The 19,623-nt window shown below is 44.1% G+C and carries 22 protein-coding genes and 1 tRNA gene; 11 read left to right on the forward strand and 12 right to left on the reverse strand.

Going from position 1 to position 19,623, the window contains the following annotated elements:
* The first annotated feature begins 132 nt into the window (after positions 1 to 132).
* On the forward strand, positions 133 to 2,097 hold the full coding sequence (locus KI659_RS00800) for a M1 family metallopeptidase (protein ID WP_213943440.1): 1,965 nt from the start codon (positions 133 to 135) through the stop codon (positions 2,095 to 2,097).
* Between the two features lie 368 nt (positions 2,098 to 2,465).
* Here KI659_RS00800 and KI659_RS00805 read toward each other — a convergent pair whose 3' ends face one another.
* From KI659_RS00805 to KI659_RS00815, 3 genes are all read right to left on the reverse strand, one after another.
* Complete coding sequence (locus KI659_RS00805; RefSeq protein WP_213943441.1) at positions 2,466 to 2,699, reverse strand: hypothetical protein; 234 nt, start codon at positions 2,697 to 2,699, stop codon at positions 2,466 to 2,468.
* 152 nt (positions 2,700 to 2,851) lie between these two features.
* Positions 2,852 to 3,307 carry a VOC family protein gene (locus KI659_RS00810; RefSeq protein ID WP_246535243.1) on the reverse strand — a complete coding sequence of 152 codons (456 nt, stop codon included), beginning with the start codon at positions 3,305 to 3,307 and terminating at the stop codon, positions 2,852 to 2,854.
* A gap of 74 nt (positions 3,308 to 3,381) precedes the next feature.
* The gene (locus tag KI659_RS00815; protein WP_213943442.1) at positions 3,382 to 5,013 is read right to left on the reverse strand and encodes a S41 family peptidase; all 1,632 of its coding nucleotides are present in this window, start codon (positions 5,011 to 5,013) and stop codon (positions 3,382 to 3,384) included.
* Positions 5,014 to 5,213: 200 nt separating this feature from the next.
* Between KI659_RS00815 and KI659_RS00820 the strand changes: the two genes are divergently transcribed.
* The 4 genes from KI659_RS00820 to KI659_RS00835 all read left to right on the forward strand — a co-directional run bounded on the left by KI659_RS00820 (position 5,214) and on the right by KI659_RS00835 (position 7,827).
* Complete coding sequence (locus KI659_RS00820; protein WP_213943443.1) at positions 5,214 to 5,972, forward strand: hemerythrin HHE cation-binding protein; 759 nt, start codon at positions 5,214 to 5,216, stop codon at positions 5,970 to 5,972.
* The gene (gene ruvX / locus KI659_RS00825; RefSeq protein ID WP_213943444.1) at positions 5,972 to 6,385 is read left to right on the forward strand and encodes a Holliday junction resolvase RuvX; all 414 of its coding nucleotides are present in this window, start codon (positions 5,972 to 5,974) and stop codon (positions 6,383 to 6,385) included. The genes KI659_RS00820 and ruvX overlap by 1 nt, the downstream gene beginning before the upstream one ends.
* On the forward strand, positions 6,382 to 6,936 hold the full coding sequence (gene def / locus KI659_RS00830) for a peptide deformylase (RefSeq protein ID WP_213943445.1): 555 nt from the start codon (positions 6,382 to 6,384) through the stop codon (positions 6,934 to 6,936). The genes ruvX and def overlap by 4 nt, the downstream gene beginning before the upstream one ends.
* Positions 6,937 to 7,032: 96 nt before the next feature.
* Positions 7,033 to 7,827 (forward strand): amidohydrolase, encoded by a 795-nt coding sequence (locus tag KI659_RS00835; protein ID WP_213943446.1) that lies wholly within the window; start codon positions 7,033 to 7,035, stop codon positions 7,825 to 7,827.
* Here the strand turns inward: KI659_RS00835 and KI659_RS00840 are convergent.
* Entirely contained in the window at positions 7,817 to 9,907 is a 2,091-nt protein-coding gene (locus KI659_RS00840; protein WP_213943447.1) for a T9SS type A sorting domain-containing protein, read from the reverse strand. The two genes, KI659_RS00835 and KI659_RS00840, sit on opposite strands and share 11 nt — an antisense overlap.
* A gap of 108 nt (positions 9,908 to 10,015) precedes the next feature.
* On the opposite strand from KI659_RS00840, the gene KI659_RS00845 reads away from it, so the two are divergent.
* Together KI659_RS00845 and KI659_RS00850 are read left to right on the forward strand one after the other, a co-directional pair.
* Positions 10,016 to 11,311 (forward strand): UDP-N-acetylmuramoyl-tripeptide--D-alanyl-D-alanine ligase, encoded by a 1,296-nt coding sequence (locus KI659_RS00845; protein WP_213943448.1) that lies wholly within the window; start codon positions 10,016 to 10,018, stop codon positions 11,309 to 11,311.
* Between the two features lie 2 nt (positions 11,312 to 11,313).
* On the forward strand, positions 11,314 to 11,997 hold the full coding sequence (locus KI659_RS00850; RefSeq protein ID WP_213943449.1) for a DUF2461 domain-containing protein: 684 nt from the start codon (positions 11,314 to 11,316) through the stop codon (positions 11,995 to 11,997).
* On the opposite strand, the gene KI659_RS00855 is transcribed toward KI659_RS00850, so the two are convergent.
* From KI659_RS00855 to KI659_RS00870, 4 genes are all read right to left on the reverse strand, one after another.
* Positions 11,994 to 12,815, reverse strand: coding sequence for a Cof-type HAD-IIB family hydrolase (locus KI659_RS00855; RefSeq protein WP_213943450.1), 822 nt, complete (start codon positions 12,813 to 12,815; stop codon positions 11,994 to 11,996). The two genes, KI659_RS00850 and KI659_RS00855, sit on opposite strands and share 4 nt — an antisense overlap.
* Before the next feature lie 168 nt (positions 12,816 to 12,983).
* A tRNA-Ala gene (locus tag KI659_RS00860) sits at positions 12,984 to 13,057 on the reverse strand.
* A 68-nt stretch (positions 13,058 to 13,125) separates the two neighbouring features.
* Positions 13,126 to 13,746: a recombination mediator RecR gene (gene recR, locus KI659_RS00865; protein ID WP_213943451.1), complete on the reverse strand. Its 621-nt coding sequence runs from the start codon at positions 13,744 to 13,746 to the stop codon at positions 13,126 to 13,128.
* 10 nt (positions 13,747 to 13,756) lie between these two features.
* The gene (locus tag KI659_RS00870; RefSeq protein ID WP_213943452.1) at positions 13,757 to 14,044 is read right to left on the reverse strand and encodes an ATP-dependent Clp protease adaptor ClpS; all 288 of its coding nucleotides are present in this window, start codon (positions 14,042 to 14,044) and stop codon (positions 13,757 to 13,759) included.
* 174 nt (positions 14,045 to 14,218) lie between these two features.
* Between KI659_RS00870 and KI659_RS00875 the strand changes: the two genes are divergently transcribed.
* Positions 14,219 to 15,679: a sodium:solute symporter gene (locus KI659_RS00875; RefSeq protein ID WP_213943453.1), complete on the forward strand. Its 1,461-nt coding sequence runs from the start codon at positions 14,219 to 14,221 to the stop codon at positions 15,677 to 15,679.
* On the opposite strand, the gene KI659_RS00880 is transcribed toward KI659_RS00875, so the two are convergent.
* From KI659_RS00880 to KI659_RS00890, 3 genes are all read right to left on the reverse strand, one after another.
* A complete protein-coding gene (locus KI659_RS00880; RefSeq protein ID WP_213943454.1) occupies positions 15,676 to 16,041 on the reverse strand; it encodes a helix-turn-helix domain-containing protein in 366 nt (121 codons plus the stop codon). The two genes, KI659_RS00875 and KI659_RS00880, sit on opposite strands and share 4 nt — an antisense overlap.
* Positions 16,042 to 16,211: 170 nt before the next feature.
* Positions 16,212 to 16,550: an MGMT family protein gene (locus tag KI659_RS00885; RefSeq protein WP_213943455.1), complete on the reverse strand. Its 339-nt coding sequence runs from the start codon at positions 16,548 to 16,550 to the stop codon at positions 16,212 to 16,214.
* A complete protein-coding gene (locus KI659_RS00890) occupies positions 16,537 to 17,427 on the reverse strand; it encodes a mechanosensitive ion channel family protein (RefSeq protein WP_213943456.1) in 891 nt (296 codons plus the stop codon). Before KI659_RS00890 ends, KI659_RS00885 begins: the two co-directional genes overlap by 14 nt.
* A 170-nt stretch (positions 17,428 to 17,597) precedes the next feature.
* On the opposite strand from KI659_RS00890, the gene KI659_RS00895 reads away from it, so the two are divergent.
* Genes KI659_RS00895 through KI659_RS00905 form a run of 3 tightly spaced genes read left to right on the forward strand, consistent with a single transcriptional unit; the run spans position 17,598 to position 19,433 of the window.
* Positions 17,598 to 18,278, forward strand: coding sequence for an SDR family NAD(P)-dependent oxidoreductase (locus KI659_RS00895; protein ID WP_213943457.1), 681 nt, complete (start codon positions 17,598 to 17,600; stop codon positions 18,276 to 18,278).
* Positions 18,279 to 18,294: 16 nt separating this feature from the next.
* Positions 18,295 to 18,981 carry a head GIN domain-containing protein gene (locus tag KI659_RS00900; RefSeq protein ID WP_213943458.1) on the forward strand — a complete coding sequence of 229 codons (687 nt, stop codon included), beginning with the start codon at positions 18,295 to 18,297 and terminating at the stop codon, positions 18,979 to 18,981.
* Complete coding sequence (locus KI659_RS00905) at positions 18,978 to 19,433, forward strand: nuclear transport factor 2 family protein (RefSeq protein ID WP_246535244.1); 456 nt, start codon at positions 18,978 to 18,980, stop codon at positions 19,431 to 19,433. Before KI659_RS00900 ends, KI659_RS00905 begins: the two co-directional genes overlap by 4 nt.
* Here KI659_RS00905 and KI659_RS00910 read toward each other — a convergent pair whose 3' ends face one another.
* A complete protein-coding gene (locus KI659_RS00910) occupies positions 19,434 to 19,595 on the reverse strand; it encodes a hypothetical protein (RefSeq protein WP_213943459.1) in 162 nt (53 codons plus the stop codon).
* Positions 19,596 to 19,623: the final 28 nt, after the last annotated feature.

A 19,623-nucleotide genomic window follows, 5' to 3' on the forward strand; every position in this document is an offset into this window, starting at 1 on the left:
CCTACAAAGGTAGGAAAATGTCAAAATGCTAAATGCAATTTCTTTGCATTTTCTTCAGTTGAGGGGCTATATGGCCTGTAGCCTGATAAATTTTTCCTATTTTAGCAGGATAACAAAAATTCCATATACATCATGAAGAACGTTTGGCGGAAAATTTTTCTTTCCTGTTCTCTTGTGGGGATGTTGACCGCAGTGGATGCGCAGCAAGCCAACACCACCCAGCAGGAGAAATTCAATGAATTTACCGATAGACAAGGATCCCCATACCGTACGGCAATGGGTACTCCGGGGCCTCAATACTGGCAAAATGGCGCTGATTACGCCATGGAAGTAGAACTGGATGAGGATGAACATACCTTGGCCGGGACGGTGACGATCACCTATCACAACAATAGTCCCATGGACCTGGATTTCGTTTGGCTTCATTTGGAGCAAAACAGATTCAAAGAAGACAGCAGGGGGACATTGACAACCCCCATTCAAGGCAACCGCTACTCTGGCGATACTGATGGTGGGTTTGAAATCCAAAATGTAAGTGCAAGAGTGGGAAGGAGAGGAGCCGCCTCCAATCGTTATTTAATCGATGACACCAGAATGCAGGTTTTCTTGGAAGAGCCAATTTCTGCCAATGGTGGACAGGCTACCATCTCCATGGATTTCAAATTCAAAATCCCTGTTCAGGGAATGGACCGAATGGGAAGATTGGAAGTTGAAGATGGTGTGATCTACGCTTTGGCCCAATGGTATCCCAAAGTAGCTGTATTTGATGATGTGACAGGTTGGAACGTAGAGCCATATCTTGGCGCAGGAGAGTTTTATCTAGGTTATGGGGATTTTGATTACAAAGTGACGGTGCCTTATGACCATATTGTGGTAGGGTCAGGTGCTCTTCAAAATACCAATCAGGTAGTGCCGAGAGAGCTGCAAAACAGGTTAAGCAGAGCTGCCGATAGTGATTCCACCGTTTATATCATCAGTCCAGATGAGGTGGGGAATACAAGCCTTACCCGTCCCCGTCAGGATGGCAAGGTAACTTGGCATTTCAAGATCAACAATTCCAGAGATGTTGCTTTTGCATCATCCAAGGCCTTTATTTGGGATGCCGCCAAAATCAATTTGCCTAGCGGCAAAAAGATAATCGCCCAGTCGGCCTACCCTAAGGAGAGCGATGGGGAAGATGCCTGGAGCAGGTCCACCGAGTATAGCAAAGCCTCGATTGAGCATTATTCGGAAAAATGGTATGAATATCCTTACCCTGCTGCCGTAAACGTGGCGGCTGATATAGGAGGGATGGAGTATCCTGGTTTGAACTTCTGCGGCTATGAGTCTACCGGCGAATCGCTTTGGGGAGTGACCGACCACGAGTTTGGACACAACTGGTTCCCAATGATTGTGGGTACCAACGAAAGAAGATATGCCTGGATGGATGAAGGTTTCAATACATTCATCAATCACTACAGCACCCTTGATTTTAATGAAGGAGAATACAGCTCTACCTTGAACCAGACGAGAAGGTTCACCAACTGGCTGACCAGCAAAGACAGAGAAGGCATAGATACGTATCCTGACGTGGCCAATACCCGTAACCTGGGAATGATCGCCTACATGAAGCCGGCCATGGGCTTGATCATGTTGAGAGAATACATCCTGGGAGAGGAGCGCTTCGACAATGCCTTTAAGTCGTATATCAAAACTTGGGCATTCAAGCATCCACAACCAAATGACTTCTTCAACCACATGGAGAACGTTGCCGGTGAAAACCTGTCTTGGTTCTGGAATGGTTGGTTCTATGGGACTGAAAACATTGATTTGGCCATTAACGGTGTTTACCCTTATGGCCCTGGAAATTATGTGGTGGCCATCTCAAACCGTGGAGACATTCCCATGCCAGTGTTGATGGAGATCACTTTTGATGATGGCTCCAAAGAGCGAAAAACGCTTCCAGTGGAAATTTGGCAAAGAGGGGACAGTTGGAACCACATGATCCAAACCGACAAGAAAATCACCTCTATTCAGATCGATCCTGACCGCGTGCTGCCAGATATCAACAGTAGCAATGATAGATGGCCTAGCGATCTATACAATAACGAAGACTAAGTTAATGCAATGAGTAAGTTTACCGTAATCTGAAGGGAAACTTACTTCCAAGTCGCCTCCTCGTCGGGTCCTCGTCGGGTCCTCGTCGGGTCCACTAGGGGTATTGGGATAGTGGAGCGGATTTGGATTGCTATTAAATTGACCATAGTTGCAGCTTAATAGTATATGATAGAATGATAAAAGGCTACTCTTGATTGGGTAGCCTTTGTTTATGAGTGGGCTAGCATAATGATTAATTTATCCTATCTTACGATTAGCCCCATTACTTAGCACGGGGATTTTGAGTAGTGATTGACAATTTTAACTCTGACTTTTGGAAGATCTGGTCTGGATTTTAATTTTGTCCAAAATGGCCTTAGAAGACCATATTACCTCTTTTTGAACCATTCGTCGGTAATTTTGCGGACTTCTTCCTGGGTATGCGTTCTTCCTTCTTTTATATCTTGCTCTCCTTCTAAGATTGAAGCTCTCTCTTCCTGGCTGAGTTGATACACTTCCTCCTCTAAATCTAGTTCAGCATTTATGATTTCCAGTAGATGTTCTAATGTGTCTTCATCCTCTATGTTTTGGACTTTTTCGATTATTTTCTCTTTGATTCCCATGGTTATTTCAGTATGTTCTCCTAGTAATAAGGGCTATTTAATCGTTAAAGATTTTCTATTAAAATAATTCAAGAAATTATTATTTCCCAATAGCTTTCTTTCTCCAAATTACCTGATAGAATTGATAGTATCCATCGGTTTCTTGTTCGGATTTATTTATTAGAACCGTGATCATCATTCACTTCAATCCAATGTCCATCGGGATCTTTGAAGTATATCTGCCTGATCCCGTCGGGGCGGACGGTGATGGCACCTTCTTCGCCAGGCCAATCGGAAAAGGTGACGTTATGTTTTTTTAATTGTTGAATAAAAGCTTCCATGTCATTTACACTGAAGCACAAGTGGTTGTTTTTGTCCTTCTCGCCCTCATCAATGCCCCCTTCGATGAGATGGAGCTGGCTGCCTCCCATGTCGAGCCAAGCGTGGATGTCATCATTGAATGGATCTTGGATTTGAGGCAGGCCTATTACATTTTTGTAAAAGTCTCGGCTGGTTTCTAGTTCCTTTACCTGAAGGGCAATGTGATTAAGCCTAACCTGGAGATTTTGGGCAGATGCGTTCATAATTAAAGTTGTAAAGAAGCAAAAGCTGAAAATTAACTTTTTCATTTCTGTAGGTTAAAAGATTGGGCAATAAAAAAGCGGATAGAATAATCTACCCGCTTTATTTTATATAATAATATTTATCTCTTGTCTTGGAAAGCCAGTTTAGCGGCTTCATCAAATAGATTCAAGGCCTGCTGATATACTTCATTGATGTCGTTGACAATCTTATAGAAAGCATTATCATCATAAATATTTCTACTCATATGCGCCTTGACCAGAATCTTTAAATAGTCTTTAGATTTCTTGTAATCCTTCTCGTCAAACTTGACTTTGTTTTCCTCGCCAATTTTGATCAACTCCTGTAGCATGGATTCCGACACCTCAAAGTTGTTGTAATATTCCTCAAAGGACATGTTGTCAAATTTGCCTTTGTTCTTGTCAACGTAACCTAGAATGAATTCCCTCGCCGAGTCAGTGCTGAATAGTTTGCCTACATAAGGGCTATTCATGGTGGTGTCCAATGGAACAAAGAAATCCGGCATGATGCCACCTCCGCCGTATACTGCTCTTCCTCCTTTGGTCTCGTATCTCAAGCTATCGTCAAATTTGATGCTGTCAGCCGAGAAAAATTCCCCATGCTCTAAGCGGTTTAGCCAGTCCTTACCATAATCTTCACCCTCACCATATGGTTTTTGGATAGATCTACCGGATGGGGTGTAATAACGGGCAATAGTTAACCTAAGTTCCGCTCCGTCAGAAAGGTCGATAGGCATTTGAACAAGCCCTTTCCCAAATGACCTTCTCCCCACGATAAGCCCACGGTCATTATCCTGTATCGCACCTGCCACAATTTCAGAGGCAGAGGCACTCCCTTCGTTGATCAATACGATCACGGAGCCGTCTTCAAATATGCCCGGCTTCACAGCAAAGGCTTTCTGGTTGTATCTGTTCAATTTGCCTTGTTGGGATACGATCATGGCGTTTTCACCCAAAATCTCATCAGCCATATTGATAGCTGCTCCCATATAGCCTCCAGGGTTGCCTTGCAGATCGAGGATAAGCTTGCTCATGCCCTTTTCCTTCAATTCTTCCACCGCAGCTTTGAATTCATCATAAGTAGTGGCAGCAAATCGGGTTACTTTAATATAGCCAATGTCATTGTTTACCATGTAGGTGGCATTGACACTGTATTGAGGGATTTTATCTCTGGTGATAGAGTAATCCAGAAGGTCCCTGTTGTTTTTTCTCTTAACGGTAAGCTCTACCTTGCTGCCTTTTGGTCCTCTCAGTAGGTCAAACACATCTCTATTGGTCACCCCAGTGCCCGCCACAGTTTCTCCGTCAACCTTGATGATCTGGTCACCGGACTGCAGGCCTACTTTCTCGGATGGTCCACCGGTAAGTGGGGCTACCACATAAATCGTGTCCCTCAAAACACCAAACTCGATACCGATACCGTCAAACTCACCGTCCAACTGGGACTTGGCAAGCTGGGCATCTTTGGCTGGAATGTAAGCCGAGTGCGGATCCAGTTTTTCCAACATCTTTTCTATACCATGCTCGACAAGTTCATTAGTGTTGACACTGTCCACATAGTCCCTGTTGATATAAGTGATGATTTCCTGGATTTTATAAAGGGCCGCCTTCAGGTCGTTACGGTCTGATTTGGGCTCTGCAAAGGTCGCCCCGATCCAAATACCAGCAGAAATGGCCAAGGCCAAAATAATCGGTAAACGGATTTGAGCTGAGGTGTTTTTCTTTTGATTCACGTCTTCGTGGTTTGTTTTATTTCTTTCTTCGCTCACAGTATCTTTAGGCTAATAAATTAAAAAAGGATGGAATAAGCATATTTCCAAATATACAACTTAACAAGGTTTTACCCTATTTCGTTTTTATAAACGTAAGAAAATCAATTTCGGTGACCATTTTAACCTCTTTTTACATCAAAAAATTTTACTTTTGTAATTGTATGCCGAATGCTAAAGACAGTTCTAATCCCTCAATTGCAGATCTTGTCAAAGATAATTACGTCTTTGCGGCGGTTCTGCATTATTTCGGTATCAGCTTTTTCCAATATAAGGAAAAATCTCTCGAGGATGTCTGCCGCAAATTCCGCGTAAAAGCCGCCCAAGTGATGGCCGAGCTTGAAAAATGGGCTGGTCAGAAAGAACCCTCATCCGAAGAACTCTATCTTCACCCCATCGAAGTGTTGGTGGAATACCTCCGGAAAAAGCATTACGACTTTGTATGCCAGCAGCTTCCATTCCTTTCCTACATGATCGCAGGAATTCGTGTGGAGGGCAAGTACAAGGAGTTGCTTGCTGATATGGGGCTGATGTTTCCCTTGTTTGTGGATGATTTCGTGCACCACATTCACGAGGAGGAGGATACCCTGTTCAAAAGAATCGCTTTGTTGCACCATCTGGAGGAAGGGGATTATAACCTGGTTGATGCCTTAAGGTTTTTGGAGGCCAAAAGCATAACCCATTTGGCGCATGCCCACGAGGTGCATGATGATGAAATGGAAGGGATCCGCAAGCTGACCAATGATTACCAACTGGAGGCCAATGCGCCGATGGAACTGAAAGTGCTGTATTATCACCTGCAGAACTTTGAAGCCGAGCTGGCCATTCATGCCAAAATTGAAAACGACCTGTTGTTTCCCAAAGCTTTGGAGCTGGAAAAGGAAGTGAGAAGAAAAGTGCAAATTAAAATCCAATCCAACTGATGGGTAGAGTTATAGCCATAGATCTGGGAACAAAAAGGACCGGCTTGGCCGTTACCGATATGCTGAAGATTACAGCAAATCCCTTGGAGACCATAGAAACCAAAAACCTGCTTCCCTATCTGGAGGCCTATATTTCCAAAGAGGATGTGGACACCATTGTAGTGGGCCATCCCAAGTCACTGGACGGTACCGATACCCAGATGACCCAGCCAGCCATCAATCTTAAAGGCAGGCTGGCAAACAAATACCCCGATAAAAAGGTCGTGTTAGTAGACGAAAGATTTACTTCCAAAATGGCCATGCAATCCATGATCGCCATGGGAAGCAAGAAAAAAGACAGAAAAGAAAAAGCCGGCAACCTGGACAAAGTCAGCGCTGCCATCATATTACAAACCTACCTAGATCAATTATGATTTATCCGATCGTTGCTTACGGAAACCCTATACTTAAAAAAGAAGCTGAAGAAATCAAGGAGGGAGATGATGTCTCCGGATTGATCTCCGATATGTTTGATACCATGGGCCATGCCTCTGGCGTTGGTCTTGCTGCCCCCCAAATCAACAAAGGGATACGCCTTTTCGTAATTGACAGTTCCTTGATGCTGGATGAGGAGGAAGAAGAGAAAGGCATACGCCGTGCGTTTATCAACCCGATCATTTTGGACGAATACGGTGACCATTTCGGGTTTGAGGAAGGTTGCCTGAGTATCCCCGATGTGAGGGCGGAAATCATCCGCCCCGAAAAACTGACCATTGAATATTTCGACGAAAACTGGAATCTTCAAGAGGAGGAATTTTCCGGAATGACCGCCCGCGTGATCCAGCATGAATATGATCACTTGGAAGGGATTCTTTTTGTCGATTATGTCAAGGGCTTGAAGAAAAGACTGATCAAAAGCAAACTGATCGACGTGAGCAAAGGTAAAGTTGCCACCGATTACCGTATGGTTTACCCGTTAAGATAAGAATCACGATAATCTAACCGCAGAGACGCAAAGGTCGCAGAGAAATATTTCCTTTGTGCGCTCTGTGCCTCCGCGGTTATCTCTTTATAATTAACTATGAACGACAACCTGAAAATTGCCCTTATTCAATCTGACTTATATTGGAAAAACAAAGCCGCCAACATGGCCATGTTTGAAGAAAAAATTTGGTCAATTCAGGAGGATGTGGATCTCATAGTTTTGCCGGAAATGTTTACCACAGGTTTTTCCATGGATGCAGTGGAGCTTGGCGAACCGATGAATCTGCAGGCCACCAAATGGATGAAACAGATGGCCGCCCAAACCAAAGCAGTAATCACTGGAAGTGTGATCATCAAAGACAATGGTAACTATTATAATAGGTTGCTTTGGGTGACGCCGGAAGGAGTAATTAGTCAATACGATAAGAGACACCTCTTTGGAATGGCAGGGGAGGACGAGCATTTCAGTGCGGGAAAGGAAAACATCATAGTGGAGCTCAAAGGCTGGAAATTCTTGCCGCAAATCTGTTATGATTTACGATTCCCCGTTTGGAACCGCAATTACCTTGTTGGTGGGAAGCCCGCCTTTGACGTGATCTTTTTCATTGCCTCATGGCCAGCGCCGCGGGTGAATGCCTGGGATGTGCTCCTACAGGCAAGGGCAATGGAAAATGTCTGCTATTCCTTTGGTGTCAATCGGATCGGCATAGATGGCAACGATGTGCCTTATGTTGGCCATACCGGCGCATATACCTTCAAAGGTGAGCCGATTTGCTTTTTGGATGACAGGGAAAAAATTTCCATCATTACTTTGGAAAAAGAACCACTCTTGGCCTTCCGTAAAAAGTTTCCTGCTTTGGAAGATGCCGACAAGTTTGATGTTAAAGTTTGATTATCTTTTTGCTGATCCTTCCCCCGTCAGTTCCCAACACTCTAATTATATAAACCCCTTTAGGAAAGTTTCTCAGGTCAATTTGTGTCAAAGATTGACTTTGGATGGCCACCCCCTCCTGCAAAACCTGGCCCAATGGGTTGATTAATTGCAGCTCACCGGTGAAGTTGGTGATCACCTGAGCTACATCAGTTGTGGGGTTGGGGTAGATTTTCAGTTGCAGGTTGGAAGATTGCCCATCAGTCGCCACTTCTTTATAAGTAAGGTAAATCAACCCACCAGCTCCTGTGCCCAGCAACAAATCATCATTTCCGCCCAATGCTGAAGGTATGGAGCTAATCCAGCTATTTCTTCCCAAGCGCGTGGTGGTGGTCGTTCCGTTAATCTCCAAAAGGTTATCCTGGCCATTTGATCCTTGCCTGAAATCCGGATAGTGACCCAAAATCCCCCTTTGATCAATCATATACAAATCGCCGCCTACAACCTTCACAGCTCGGTTGCGGTTAACCGGATTGTCCCCAAATCCCAGGTAATTCCTCTCCAGAAGTGTAAAGGATGGGCTGTCATTAAGGTTAGCTTGGTACAAAATCAATTCACCGGTCTGTCTGGCAACCAGCAAGAAGGTGTCCGACTCTTCTTTGAAAAACTCAAGATGGTCATTGCCTCTCAGGGTGATTTCCGGAAGGCTGATTTCATTTTGGGCAACATGCTGGAAGCCGTTTCGGGACCAGAAAAGTTTTCTTACTGGATTGAAATTGATTATTTGTACCCCCGCAAAAAAATGGTATCCATCAACCTCCAGCAATTGCAGGTCAGTAAATCCCAATTGGGAGAAATTAAGGTAGTCTCTTTCCAAAAGTGAAAACCCATTTTGGTCAAGCGAAAATTTTGTAATCGAACCGACTACTTCACCTTGCACGATTTGGTTGCTGCTTACCAGTAGTTCACCATCCTGTTGGTTGCCTTGGAAAAAGGGTCTGGCATTTTCTCCTAAGTCGACCATGTCCTGCTGCAGAAAGGGTTGGCCTTGTGAACTCCAGCCATTGCTGTCCCCAATAAACCGCTTGATGCTGGTCGAGAAGTCAATCCCATACTCCTGTGCCTGGCTGGAGGCATTGGTGGAAATCAACATATCGTTTCTGTAGAGACTAGCCACATGGAAAATGGGGAATTCCGGCAATTCACCCATGTTGGGTAGAGCGGTGGAAAATGAGTTGAATATGGGCTCGGTGTTGGTGCCGGTGTTTGGAAGAAAATATAGCGTATTGCACTGGTCCTGTCCCAAAAGCATGTCCAAAACGCCATTTCCCGTGAAATCGTGCAAAAGCAAACTGTGTCCCCCAATATGCTCGGTCCGAAGGTTTTCTCCCGTTTGGACATCCTGGATGGGATTTCCCCCGCAGGTAAACCCAAACGCAAAATGCTCGCAGCCGCAAAATTCAAAATTTCCCCAGCGGATTTTTTCCCGCACAAAGCCGTCAATGCCGGGCTGACCAGTCCTTTCCATGCTGGTATTTTTAAAGTATTCTAAGTAGTCGCCAGAGGCAAAATTAAATGTGAGAATATCCAAGTCTCCATCTCCATCCAAATCGATGATAACTGGGATGTCCAAGTTGTTGGCTTGGAGGTTGGAATTGTTCTCTAGCCGCAAAAACTCCATGGCCACCTCCCACGATGGAGCTGACCCCGGGGTACTTGTGTTTTTATAGGCTTTTATCCCAAATGGACTACTGGTAAATAAATCTTTCCGGCCGTTGCCGTCAAAATCTGCTAGTATAAGGTATCCGCTAATGTCGGGAGGAAATGTATAGGCAAGGTCAGGGCGGTGAACATGCTGTCCATTCCTATCTTCAAACACCAGCAGGTTTCTTGTATTCCTATCCCAAACTATCAATTCCTCATTTCCATCCCCCGTCACATCCAGGGTCTGGAATTGGGCGGCGTTGATTCCTCCGGCAAAGGGATTCAGGAGTGGTGTGCCGTCAATCTCGAAATTTTTGGAAGTATTGTATTCAAAAACCCTTTGGGAAAAAGCAGGTAGGCTCAGTAGGAGAAAAATGAAAACAAGCGGGTACTTCATCGGTTTAGCAAGAATAGATACTAAAATTACTTAAAATAAACGGAAGAATTGATGCGAAGATGTCCAGCATTGATTTATTTTGGGAGTGAAACGCAACTTTTGTAAATCATGAACCTCCAGAAGCTTTACCTAGCCTACAAAGATGCTTCGGGCATCAGCACCGATACCCGCAATATACAGCCGGGAAACATGTTTTTTGCCCTGAAAGGCCCAAGTTTCAATGCCAATGAATTTGCTGCCACAGCTTTGAAAAACGGCGCTTCAGTGGCGGTAATTGATGATGAAGAATACCTTCCGAATAAAAAGGATGACAGCTACATTTTGGTGGATGATGCCCTTACTGCACTTCAGCGGCTGGCTAATCATCATAGGAAGCAGCTCAATATCCCAATTCTGGCAATCACCGGCACCAACGGTAAGACAACTACAAAGGAGTTGCTCAACGCTGTTTTGAGCACAAAATTTAAAACCTATGCTACAAAAGGCAACCTGAATAATCACATTGGAGTACCTCTGACCCTATTGACAATGGGCAAAAAGGTTGAACTGGGCATTGTGGAAATGGGTGCCAACAAAGTGGGTGATATTGCAGAGCTTTGCGCAATCGCCGAGCCTACCCATGGTTTGATTACCAATATTGGTAAAGCCCACTTGGAGGGTTTTGGAGGGTTTGATGGCGTGCTCAGGGCCAAGACGGAGATGTACCACTACCTCATTGAAAACAACGGCAAGATTTTCGTCAACAGTACCAATCCCATCTTGATGAATATGGTCAAAAGAATGAAGGACCCTTTTCTCTATCCTCAATCCCTTGACAACTATCATACATATTTTGTAAGTGCCGATCCCTTTGTGAAGTTCAAGACCGCAAATGGCAATGTGTGTGAGACTAAAATGCTGGGAGGCTATAACTTTGAAAATATAGCCACAGCATTGGCGGTAGGCAATTTTTTCGGGGTAGAGGAAGAGAGGGCCGTGGAGGCAGTATGCAATTACACCCCTTCAAATATGCGGTCCCAACTCGTGGAGAAAAGAAGCAATCTCATCGTGCTGGATGCTTACAATGCCAATCCAACTAGTATGGAAGGTGCCATCAAAACCTTCGGGGCGATGACTGGCAAAAAGCATAAGATGGTAATTCTCGGCGATATGTATGAACTTGGTGAGCAAAGCGAAGAGGAGCATGAAAAATTGGGCCAGCTAGTCAAGGAATACCATTTTGATAAAGTATGCTTTGCCGGAGAGTTGACAAAAGCAGCACTTAAGCAGGCGCCGGATGCCTTGTATTTCCCTGACCCTTTCTCTTTGAGAAACTGGCTGAAGGACATGGCTTTGGAGGATTACCTTATTTTGATCAAAGGAAGCCGTGGGATGAAAATGGAAACCCTAGTGGATTTTATTTAGCTATGACTGCAAACACGCTGAAGTTTTTGAATACCCTTGCCCAAAATAATGAAAAGGGCTGGATGGATGAAAATCGGGACTGGTTCTTAGAGGTGAAAGAAGAGTTTTTGGAGAAAGTTGGGGATTTGCTAACAGGTCTGAAAAGACTCGATCCGGGTTTGGAAAGTCTTAACCCAAAGGACTGCGTGTTTCGGCAAAATAGGGATATACGATTCAGTCCTAATAAAATGCCTTACAAGATTAACATGGCAGCCTATTTTTCCCGAGGGGGAAAAAAGTCGGTAGGGCCAGGATATTATTTACACCTTGAGCCGGAAGGGAGTTTTGTCGGGGGAGGGCTGTATCACCCGCCGGCCCCATTGCTGAAACAGGTGAGGCAGGAAATAGATTATTCAGGCAATGAACTAAAGACAATCATGGATGAACCTGAATTTAAAAAAACATTTGGCGGCTTATATGGCGAAAAGCTAAAGACCTCTCCAAGAGATTATGATCAGGATCATCAGCATATTGACCTTTTAAGGTATAAAAGCTTTGAGGTGATCACACGGATTCCTGATCAGGAAATCGAAAAAGGCACTACGGTGAAAATTGCCTTGGATACTTTCACCAAAATGCAGCCCTATATGGATTTTCTATATAGGGCCACAGATGATGCGGAAAGTGGGGATGGGCTTTTGCTTTAGCTAAGACAGTATTTTTCAATCATTTCCGCCACACCATCTTCAATACTGGGAGTTGTGATTTCATTTGCGACGGCCTTCACTTCGGGTCTGGCGTTGCCAACTGCCACGCCATGGCCGACAGCCTGAAGCAAATCCATATCGTTATAATTGTCTCCAAAAGCCATGACTTCTGACATATCTATGTCGTAATTGAAGCTTAAAACATCTTTAAGCGCAGAAGCTTTGGATATTTTCTTGGGAGCAATCTCTATATAGGTATCCTTGGATCTATAAAGATGCACCTCTTGGCTAATGGTGTCGGTAAGTTGGTCAAATAGGGCCTGGATCTCTTCCGCTGGCCCCATGCACATGACTTTGTGGGCGCCACATCCTTTGTCATTCCAATGGTCAATAACGGAAGTAAATGGTTGGATGGAAGGAGAAACTTTTGTGTTTCGGATTTCCCTTTTAGTCCAAAAATCCATTCTTGGGGCAAACCAGTCATCTCGGCCATACAGACTGACATGGATGGCAGTGCCTTTTGAAAGGTTTTGGATTTTTTCGCAGATGTCCAATGGGATGCAGACATCCCCCAATATCTGCCTGTCAGCAGAAAGGTAATGTACCACATATCCACCATTGTAACAAATGAGTGGGTTCTCGATTCTGTCCAGTACCTTTTGAAGGTGGATCATGGCCGAGGGCATGCGTGAGGATGCTAATATGATTGGGAAATCTTTCGGAAGGCTTTGGATGGCCTGGATTGTTCTTTGGGAAATTTCTCTGTCTTTATTCAATAAAGTGCCGTCGATATCTGTGCAGATGGCTCTGATATTCATTAGATAGTGGTTTGGTGGAAGCTGGTCACCCCCTTAACATACATAGCGTGCAAAATAGTTTGATTTTTTTACTATTTCCAAATATGAGTGTAAGTATTTGGTAAATAAGTGGATAGGTTTTTGGGGTAGACGAAAAAAAATAGCTTGTCAAATGACAAGCTATTGAAGTGGAGGATAACGGATTCGAACCGATGGCCTCTACACTGCCAGTGTAGCGCTCTAGCCAACTGAGCTAATCCCCCGTTTTGTGAGTGCAAATATAGAGACTGTGATCAATTCCACAAAGGAATTGGGCTAAGTTTTTTAGAAATTATTCAAGATTGTAATTCACTCTCGTGAGAATACTCCGCCCCAAGGTTACTTCGTCCGTGTATTCGAGTTCGCCTCCAATCGGGATGCCACGTGCGATAGTGCTGACCTTGATGCCTTTCTCTTTTAACTTCCTGGTGATGAAAAAGGAAGTGGTGTCACCTTCCATCGTAGCACTTAGGGCCAAGATCACTTCCTGAACCGGGTCTGAGCCAAGTTGCTCATCGATCCTATTTAATAATGAATCTATTTTCAACTCCTCTGGTCCGATTCCTTGAATTGGACTTATCACTCCTCCAAGGACATGGTATAGCCCGTTGTATTGGGAGGTGTTTTCAATGGCTAAGACATCCGGGATATCTTCCACCACGCAAATCGTTGATCTATCCCTTCGGGTGCCCAAGCAAATGGAGCAGATTTCCTGATCCGCTATGTTGTGGCACTTTTTACAATAACCGATCTCTGTGCGAAGCTTTGAAATGGCTGCAGTCAGGGATTGAGAAAAGGATTCGGGTTGTTTGAGAATATGCAAAGTCAGGCGAAGGGCTGTCTTTTTGCCGATGCCAGGTAGGCGGCTTATTTCGCTGACTGCATCTTCGATAAGTTTGGACGGGAAGTTCACTCGGTTGATGTTATACTATGGCCGCCTGAATGCCGGCATCCAGGATTGATTCGCACATGGGCTTCAATTTGGAACGGCTGCCTTTCTTCACGGCGCATTGCCCTTTGTAATGAATGATTAGGGTACATTGCTCTGCCTGCTCTTGGGAATGCTTACAGACTTTGATCAACACCTTCGAAACATGCTCAAAGGTGTTCACGTCATCATTGAATACCACAAGGTCATACTCCTCTTTGTCCACTAAGTCTTCTATCAAGACTTCTACTTCTTCTTCTAAGGTATGTTCTAAAGGTTTCATATCAATTGTTAGGGTTTTTCTGGTGCTCCATATTTACGTTGCAAAAATCGGGCAGTTCTCCCCATTTTCAGTGATTTTGTGGGCTTTAGGATTAATCATTTCCCATTGATCACTATTGAGTTTTGCAAAGTTAATAATTATAGACAATTTTAACGCTGTTTATAATATTACAGTATGGATTCCACTTCAGTTCTAATAGTCATAACCGCATATTTTTTCCTCTTGTTCCTTATCTCCTGGTTTACCAGCAGAAAGGTCACCGCCGATACCTTTTTTACTGGGGACAGGCAGTCTCCGTGGTTTTTGGTGGCTTTTGGGATGATTGGCGCTTCCTTGTCCGGGGTGACTTTTATTTCTGTTCCAGGAGAGGTGGGGAATACCAACTTCTACTATTTTCAAGTAGTTTTGGGGTATACACTGGGCTATGCAGTGATTGCCCTTGTTTTGCTGCCCTTGTATTATAAGCTCAATCTGGTTTCTATTTATGCCTATTTGGAGCAAAGGTTCGGCTTTTGGTCTTATAAAACTGGGGCGTTTTTCTTCATACTGTCCAGGACTTTGGGCTCCTCCATTAGGGTGTTTTTGGTTGCAGGAGTTTTGCAATTAATCTTGTTTGACAACTGGGGGATACCGTTTTGGGTTTCGGTATTGATTACGGTTGGCTTGATTTGGCTTTATACCCACAAAGGGGGGATCAAAACAGTGGTGTGGACTGATACGTTACAGACCTTTTTTATGCTGGCAGCTATTGGGGTGAGTATTTACCTGGTAGCAAAGGATCTAAATATTTCTGGTTTAGGCGACCTGGTGGATAGGGTGGGGACCGACCGGCGTTCTGAGATTTTCAATTGGGACTGGCAGGCCGGCACTAATTTTTTCAAGCAGTTTTTGGCGGGTGCATTTATCACCATCGTGATGACGGGCCTGGATCAGGACATGATGCAGAAAAACCTCACCTGCCGAAACCTCGGGGATGCCCAGAAGAACATGTTCTGGTTTACCATTATCCTGGTTTTTGTCAATTTGATGATTTTGGTTCTGGGCGTATTGCTTTACCTTTACACAGAAACGAACGGCATAGAGATGCCATTGAGGTCAGATGATCTCTATCCATTCCTTGCCACCCAGCATTTCACTGCTTTTGCAGGGATTATCTTCGTGCTGGGTATCACGGCAGCCGCCTATTCCAGTGCTGATTCCACACTGACGGCGCTTACTACTTCCTTCTGCTATGACTTTTTGGAAATAGAGAAGAACTATGAAAAGGAAAAGCAATACACTATCAGAAAGAAGGTCCATCTTGCCTTTACGGGCCTGATGTTTTTGGTGATTTTGATCTTCAGATGGATCAATGATCAAAGCGTAATCAATGCAGTATTTACCATCGCTGGCTATACCTATGGGCCGTTGTTGGGACTGTATGCATTTGGTTTGTTTACCAAATGGCAGGTCAATGATAAGATGGTGCCATACCTTGCAGTGGCAGCCCCATCCCTAGCCTTTATTATCAGTATGAACTCCGAAGCTTGGCTTGCAGGTTACAAGTTCGGATTTGAAATATTAATCCTTAACGGATTGCTGATGTTTGCCGGCCTGATGGCGGCAAGAAAGAAGAGTAAAAAGGTAAAGGTTTAAAGCTCCTCCTTACTCATCAATTCGTTGATCTTTTTGAGTCTTTTGATATTATTTTCCAGCTTTTCATTGCTGCCGTCAAGTTCGACAAGTACCGAAATGTGGTGTCCGTTGGAGCTGCCGCCTTCCACATTGCCCGCAATTGTGGGGGATACGGAGATGAGGTCTTGCACATCCACTTGATAAAGTTCTGCTAGCTTGATGGCGTCTTCCATTTTGAGGTTGGAACGACCCTGTTCGTACCTAGAATAGGCAGTATAATCCTTCTTGCCCAAAAATTCCGCGATGTATTCCTGGGTGTAACCTCTTAAAACTCTGTGTTTTCGTAGGTTCTCTGCTATATGGCTCTTAAGTTCTTTTTCCATGTTTTCTATAGATTTTGACTTATTAGACACATAAACAAAAACCATACTTAAAAAGCTATGATATGAAGAAATTTTTACTAAATTTTTGTATTTGCAGAGTTTTTATAGGTAAATGTAAAATAAACTTTCATAATTCTACTTTAAATACGGCCTCAAGACTTGTCTCTGGATCATATTTCGCCCTCTAGAGAAGCGGGGTCCCAAAAATGTTTCTCAAAGTCTACAATTTGATCATTTTCCACATTTACACCCTCTGCTTTCAGTAATGTTTCCATAGCAGTTGGGGTGGGAAAATGATGCTTTCCTGTTAGTTGCCCATTTCTGTTGACTACCCGATGGGCGGGCACGTTTTCCGTGTGGGAGGCATTCATGGCGAAGCCCACTACTCTTGCTCCGCTCCCCAGCCCGAGTGCTTTGGCTATGGATCCGTAAGTGGTCACCCGGCCTTCCGGAATCAGCCGGACCAGTTCATAGATAGTGGCGTAAAGGTTTTCCTTATTGGATTTCATTGCTTAGCTCGATTATCTTTTGGTTGACCTTCCTCTTTATGATCCGCTCGGTCTGCTTTTCGTTGTTGTTGAGCAAAAACTGGCATTTGAGCTTTACTGCGTCTTTTTGGATATGTACAGTTTTCATGCTAAAAGAATTTGCCGTAACCTCCTCTTCAAATTGATTCAGGGTTTCGCGCAGCTCCTGCTCAAAGTGATCCAGATTCAGTTTCCCCGGCTTTACCTCAAATTCAAAGCTCAATTTTTTGATATACTGTCTGCTATGGTTGATCACCTGGCTGGTCAGTACGGTATTGTTTGGGATCATTACCACGTCATCATCCTCGTTGAGCAATACCAGGTTGATAAGGGTGACGTCGAGGATTTTGCCCTTTTGGTCGCCGATCTTCACGTTATCCCCAAGAGTCAATTGGTCAGAAAACATGATGATCAGACCGTTGATCATGTTGGTGATGTAATCTTTGGAAAGAAGGGCGATCGCCGCCGCCACAATGGTGATGCTGGTGAAGAAGGTAAAAGGGTTGATCCCGAAAAGCAGCATCAGCGATATCAGGAAAATGATCCCATTGAGAATGCTGGCTATTCGGTTGACTCCAAGTACAAAGTTGGTGTGGAGGCTTTGGAGGTGGTGTTTTCTCAGGTAGAAGCGCACCAAAACCATCCGGCCCAGTGAAATCAGGATGTTACTGGCCAAAAAGAAGGTGGCAGCCTCATATATTCTGTGAACAGTCCCTTTGATTTCCTCAGTGGGGAAATTGATAATGCGTGCAAAAAACTCCCCGTACACAAATAAAAGCACATATATTAGTACTTTGACCAAAAATACCCTGCGCTTATGTTTTTCCCGTACTTGGATTTGGGACTTCTGATTCTCCATTCAGTTTAGATAGGTTGTATTTGGCACAAAGATAAAGGATGATCTTTAATAATTGGAAATTGAACTTTGCGGGTATTGTGGTTCAATTGTCGTTAAGTTTTGTAAATTTGAATAATGGATACTGCTGTTTCAAAACTTTACGGCAGATTTTTAAATCATACAAATAAAAGATGGACAGAAATATTATCATTTCCGGAGCAGCGGGCAATTTGGGCAAATCAGTAGTTGAAAAATTCAAGAGAGAGGGCTTTAAGGTAATCGCAGTAGTGGAGCCTGACAGCGAGCATGAGCTGGAGGAGGTAGTGGATGATATTTATGAAGTGGACGTGACAGACGAGTCTGCAATGCTGGATTTTTCAAAGGAAATTAGCCTTCAATATGGAGAAATCAACACCATCGCCATGCTGGTGGGTGGTTTTGCTTTTGGCGGTTTTGAAAGCACCTCCCAGGCAGATGTGGAAAGCATGATCAAGCTGAATTTTTTCAGTGCCTTTAATATGGTTAAATATTTTCTCCCAAGCATGAAAAAAGCCAACCAAGGTAACTTCCTTTTCGTTGGAGCAAGGCCGGCCCTTCAGCCTATAGATGGAAAGGATGTGGTGGCATATGCTTTGAGTAAAGGGTTGGTGATTCAGCTGGCCGACTTGGTAGCCCAAGAATGCCGTGACCTAAAAGTAAGGTCTCACGTGTTTGTGCCAAGTATCATCGACACTCCCCAAAACCGTGAGGCGATGCCCGATGGGGATTTTGAGGAATGGGTGAGCGCTTATGACATTGCCGAAGCGATGCATTATGCGGCTACTAATAAGGCTTTGAGAAATATGACCTTCAAACTCTATGGAGGAGTTTAATTAATACCTACTATCTATGAAAAAAATCACTTTATTGCTCTTTTGTGCAATCCTGGCCTCCGTGCAGGCGATGGCTCAAACCAGTGAGGACACCCGCAAGTTGCAGGGATTTAACAGTGTGAAAATTTCCAACGCCATTGAGGCTGAACTCGAAAAAGGCGATCGAAACGAAATCCACATCCTAGCCAGTGGAGTGGATTTGGATAAGGTGGAAACTAATGTTTCTGACCGGACCTTGGAAGTTAAGCTAGGAAGAGGAAATTTTAGATCCACTTCTGTAAAAGTGAAGATCACTTACACGGACCTTGACCAGGTGGAAGCTAGTTCCAGTTCAAGAGTATTTGTAAAAGATCCCATGGATGCCAAAAATATCCGGATCACGGCAGCCACCAGTAGCTATGTAGAAGCACGGGTAAATGCCCAGTACTTGAAATTGGATGCTGCTTCGAATGCGAAGATTTACGTAAGAGGAACAGCTGAGAATCTGGATCTTCGTTCGGTGACAAGCGGTGATATCAATGCCAAGGACTTGGAAGTGCAGCATGCGGAGGTTTTTGCCAATACAGCTGGAAAAGCTGAGTTTGTGGTCAAAGAATCTTTAAGAGGTAGCGCTGCGACTGGGGCAAAGATCATTTACCATGGTGATCCCAGGCAGTTGGAAGTGAAAGAAAATACAGCGGGGTCATTTAGCCAAAAGAAATGATCAGGACAGTTTTGGTAATTGCCATGATGATGATCAGCGGATTGTCAATTGGCCAGGAAAATTCAGAAAAGGCGGTCGAGAATACGATCGCCAAACTTTTTGACGGCATGAGAGATAAGGATCAGGCAGCGCTTGAGGCTGTCTTTCATGAAAAAGCTATCATGCACACCGTGACCGAAAACGGCGAGCAGGCTGCTTTGGGCGAAAATTCTGTACGTGATTTTGTCAACAGGATTGCCGTTACTCCGGCCGAGACGCGATTGGATGAGCGGATTCTGGAGTACCACATTCGAGTGGATGGTGAGATGGCTTCTGCCTGGACTCCCTATGAGTTTTATGTCAATGATTCTTTTTCCCACTGTGGGGTGAATTCATTTCAGTTGATCAAAGAGAATAGAGATTGGAAAATCACTTATGTGATGGACACCCGAAGAAAAGTAGGCTGTCGTTAATCAGCGGTAGTTGCGGTAAACCAACCCTATGATAAGAAGTTCGGCTAAAACAAAGGCAATGACAAACACCATCTGGCCAGTATCATCCTGAATTGTGTTTTTGAACAATATGAAAGCGAGAAATACAACAATTCCCGCAATAAAACCGGTTTTGATTGACATGCTGCAAAAGTAATAAAGAGGCTTCAAT

Origin of the sequence: Litoribacter ruber (assembly GCF_018449405.1) — a bacterium.
Classification (GTDB): domain Bacteria; phylum Bacteroidota; class Bacteroidia; order Cytophagales; family Cyclobacteriaceae; genus Litoribacter; species Litoribacter ruber.

Coding starts and splice junctions, on each gene's coding strand:
- KI659_RS00905 (WP_246535244.1), top strand. CDS start 18,978: ATGATCAGGACAGTTTTGGTAATTGCCATGATGATGATCAGCGGATTG.
- KI659_RS00890 (WP_213943456.1), bottom strand. CDS start 17,427: ATGGAGAATCAGAAGTCCCAAATCCAAGTACGGGAAAAACATAAGCGC.
- KI659_RS00810 (WP_246535243.1), bottom strand. CDS start 3,307: ATGAAAAAGTTAATTTTCAGCTTTTGCTTCTTTACAACTTTAATTATG.
- def (WP_213943445.1), top strand. CDS start 6,382: ATGATTTATCCGATCGTTGCTTACGGAAACCCTATACTTAAAAAAGAA.
- KI659_RS00855 (WP_213943450.1), bottom strand. CDS start 12,815: ATGAATATCAGAGCCATCTGCACAGATATCGACGGCACTTTATTGAAT.
- KI659_RS00820 (WP_213943443.1), top strand. CDS start 5,214: ATGCCGAATGCTAAAGACAGTTCTAATCCCTCAATTGCAGATCTTGTC.
- KI659_RS00840 (WP_213943447.1), bottom strand. CDS start 9,907: ATGAAGTACCCGCTTGTTTTCATTTTTCTCCTACTGAGCCTACCTGCT.
- KI659_RS00845 (WP_213943448.1), top strand. CDS start 10,016: ATGAACCTCCAGAAGCTTTACCTAGCCTACAAAGATGCTTCGGGCATC.
- KI659_RS00805 (WP_213943441.1), bottom strand. CDS start 2,699: ATGGGAATCAAAGAGAAAATAATCGAAAAAGTCCAAAACATAGAGGAT.
- KI659_RS00900 (WP_213943458.1), top strand. CDS start 18,295: ATGAAAAAAATCACTTTATTGCTCTTTTGTGCAATCCTGGCCTCCGTG.
- KI659_RS00880 (WP_213943454.1), bottom strand. CDS start 16,041: ATGGAAAAAGAACTTAAGAGCCATATAGCAGAGAACCTACGAAAACAC.
- KI659_RS00800 (WP_213943440.1), top strand. CDS start 133: ATGAAGAACGTTTGGCGGAAAATTTTTCTTTCCTGTTCTCTTGTGGGG.
- ruvX (WP_213943444.1), top strand. CDS start 5,972: ATGGGTAGAGTTATAGCCATAGATCTGGGAACAAAAAGGACCGGCTTG.
- KI659_RS00875 (WP_213943453.1), top strand. CDS start 14,219: ATGGATTCCACTTCAGTTCTAATAGTCATAACCGCATATTTTTTCCTC.
- KI659_RS00870 (WP_213943452.1), bottom strand. CDS start 14,044: ATGAAACCTTTAGAACATACCTTAGAAGAAGAAGTAGAAGTCTTGATA.
- KI659_RS00895 (WP_213943457.1), top strand. CDS start 17,598: ATGGACAGAAATATTATCATTTCCGGAGCAGCGGGCAATTTGGGCAAA.
- KI659_RS00850 (WP_213943449.1), top strand. CDS start 11,314: ATGACTGCAAACACGCTGAAGTTTTTGAATACCCTTGCCCAAAATAAT.
- KI659_RS00835 (WP_213943446.1), top strand. CDS start 7,033: ATGAACGACAACCTGAAAATTGCCCTTATTCAATCTGACTTATATTGG.
- KI659_RS00910 (WP_213943459.1), bottom strand. CDS start 19,595: ATGTCAATCAAAACCGGTTTTATTGCGGGAATTGTTGTATTTCTCGCT.
- KI659_RS00885 (WP_213943455.1), bottom strand. CDS start 16,550: ATGAAATCCAATAAGGAAAACCTTTACGCCACTATCTATGAACTGGTC.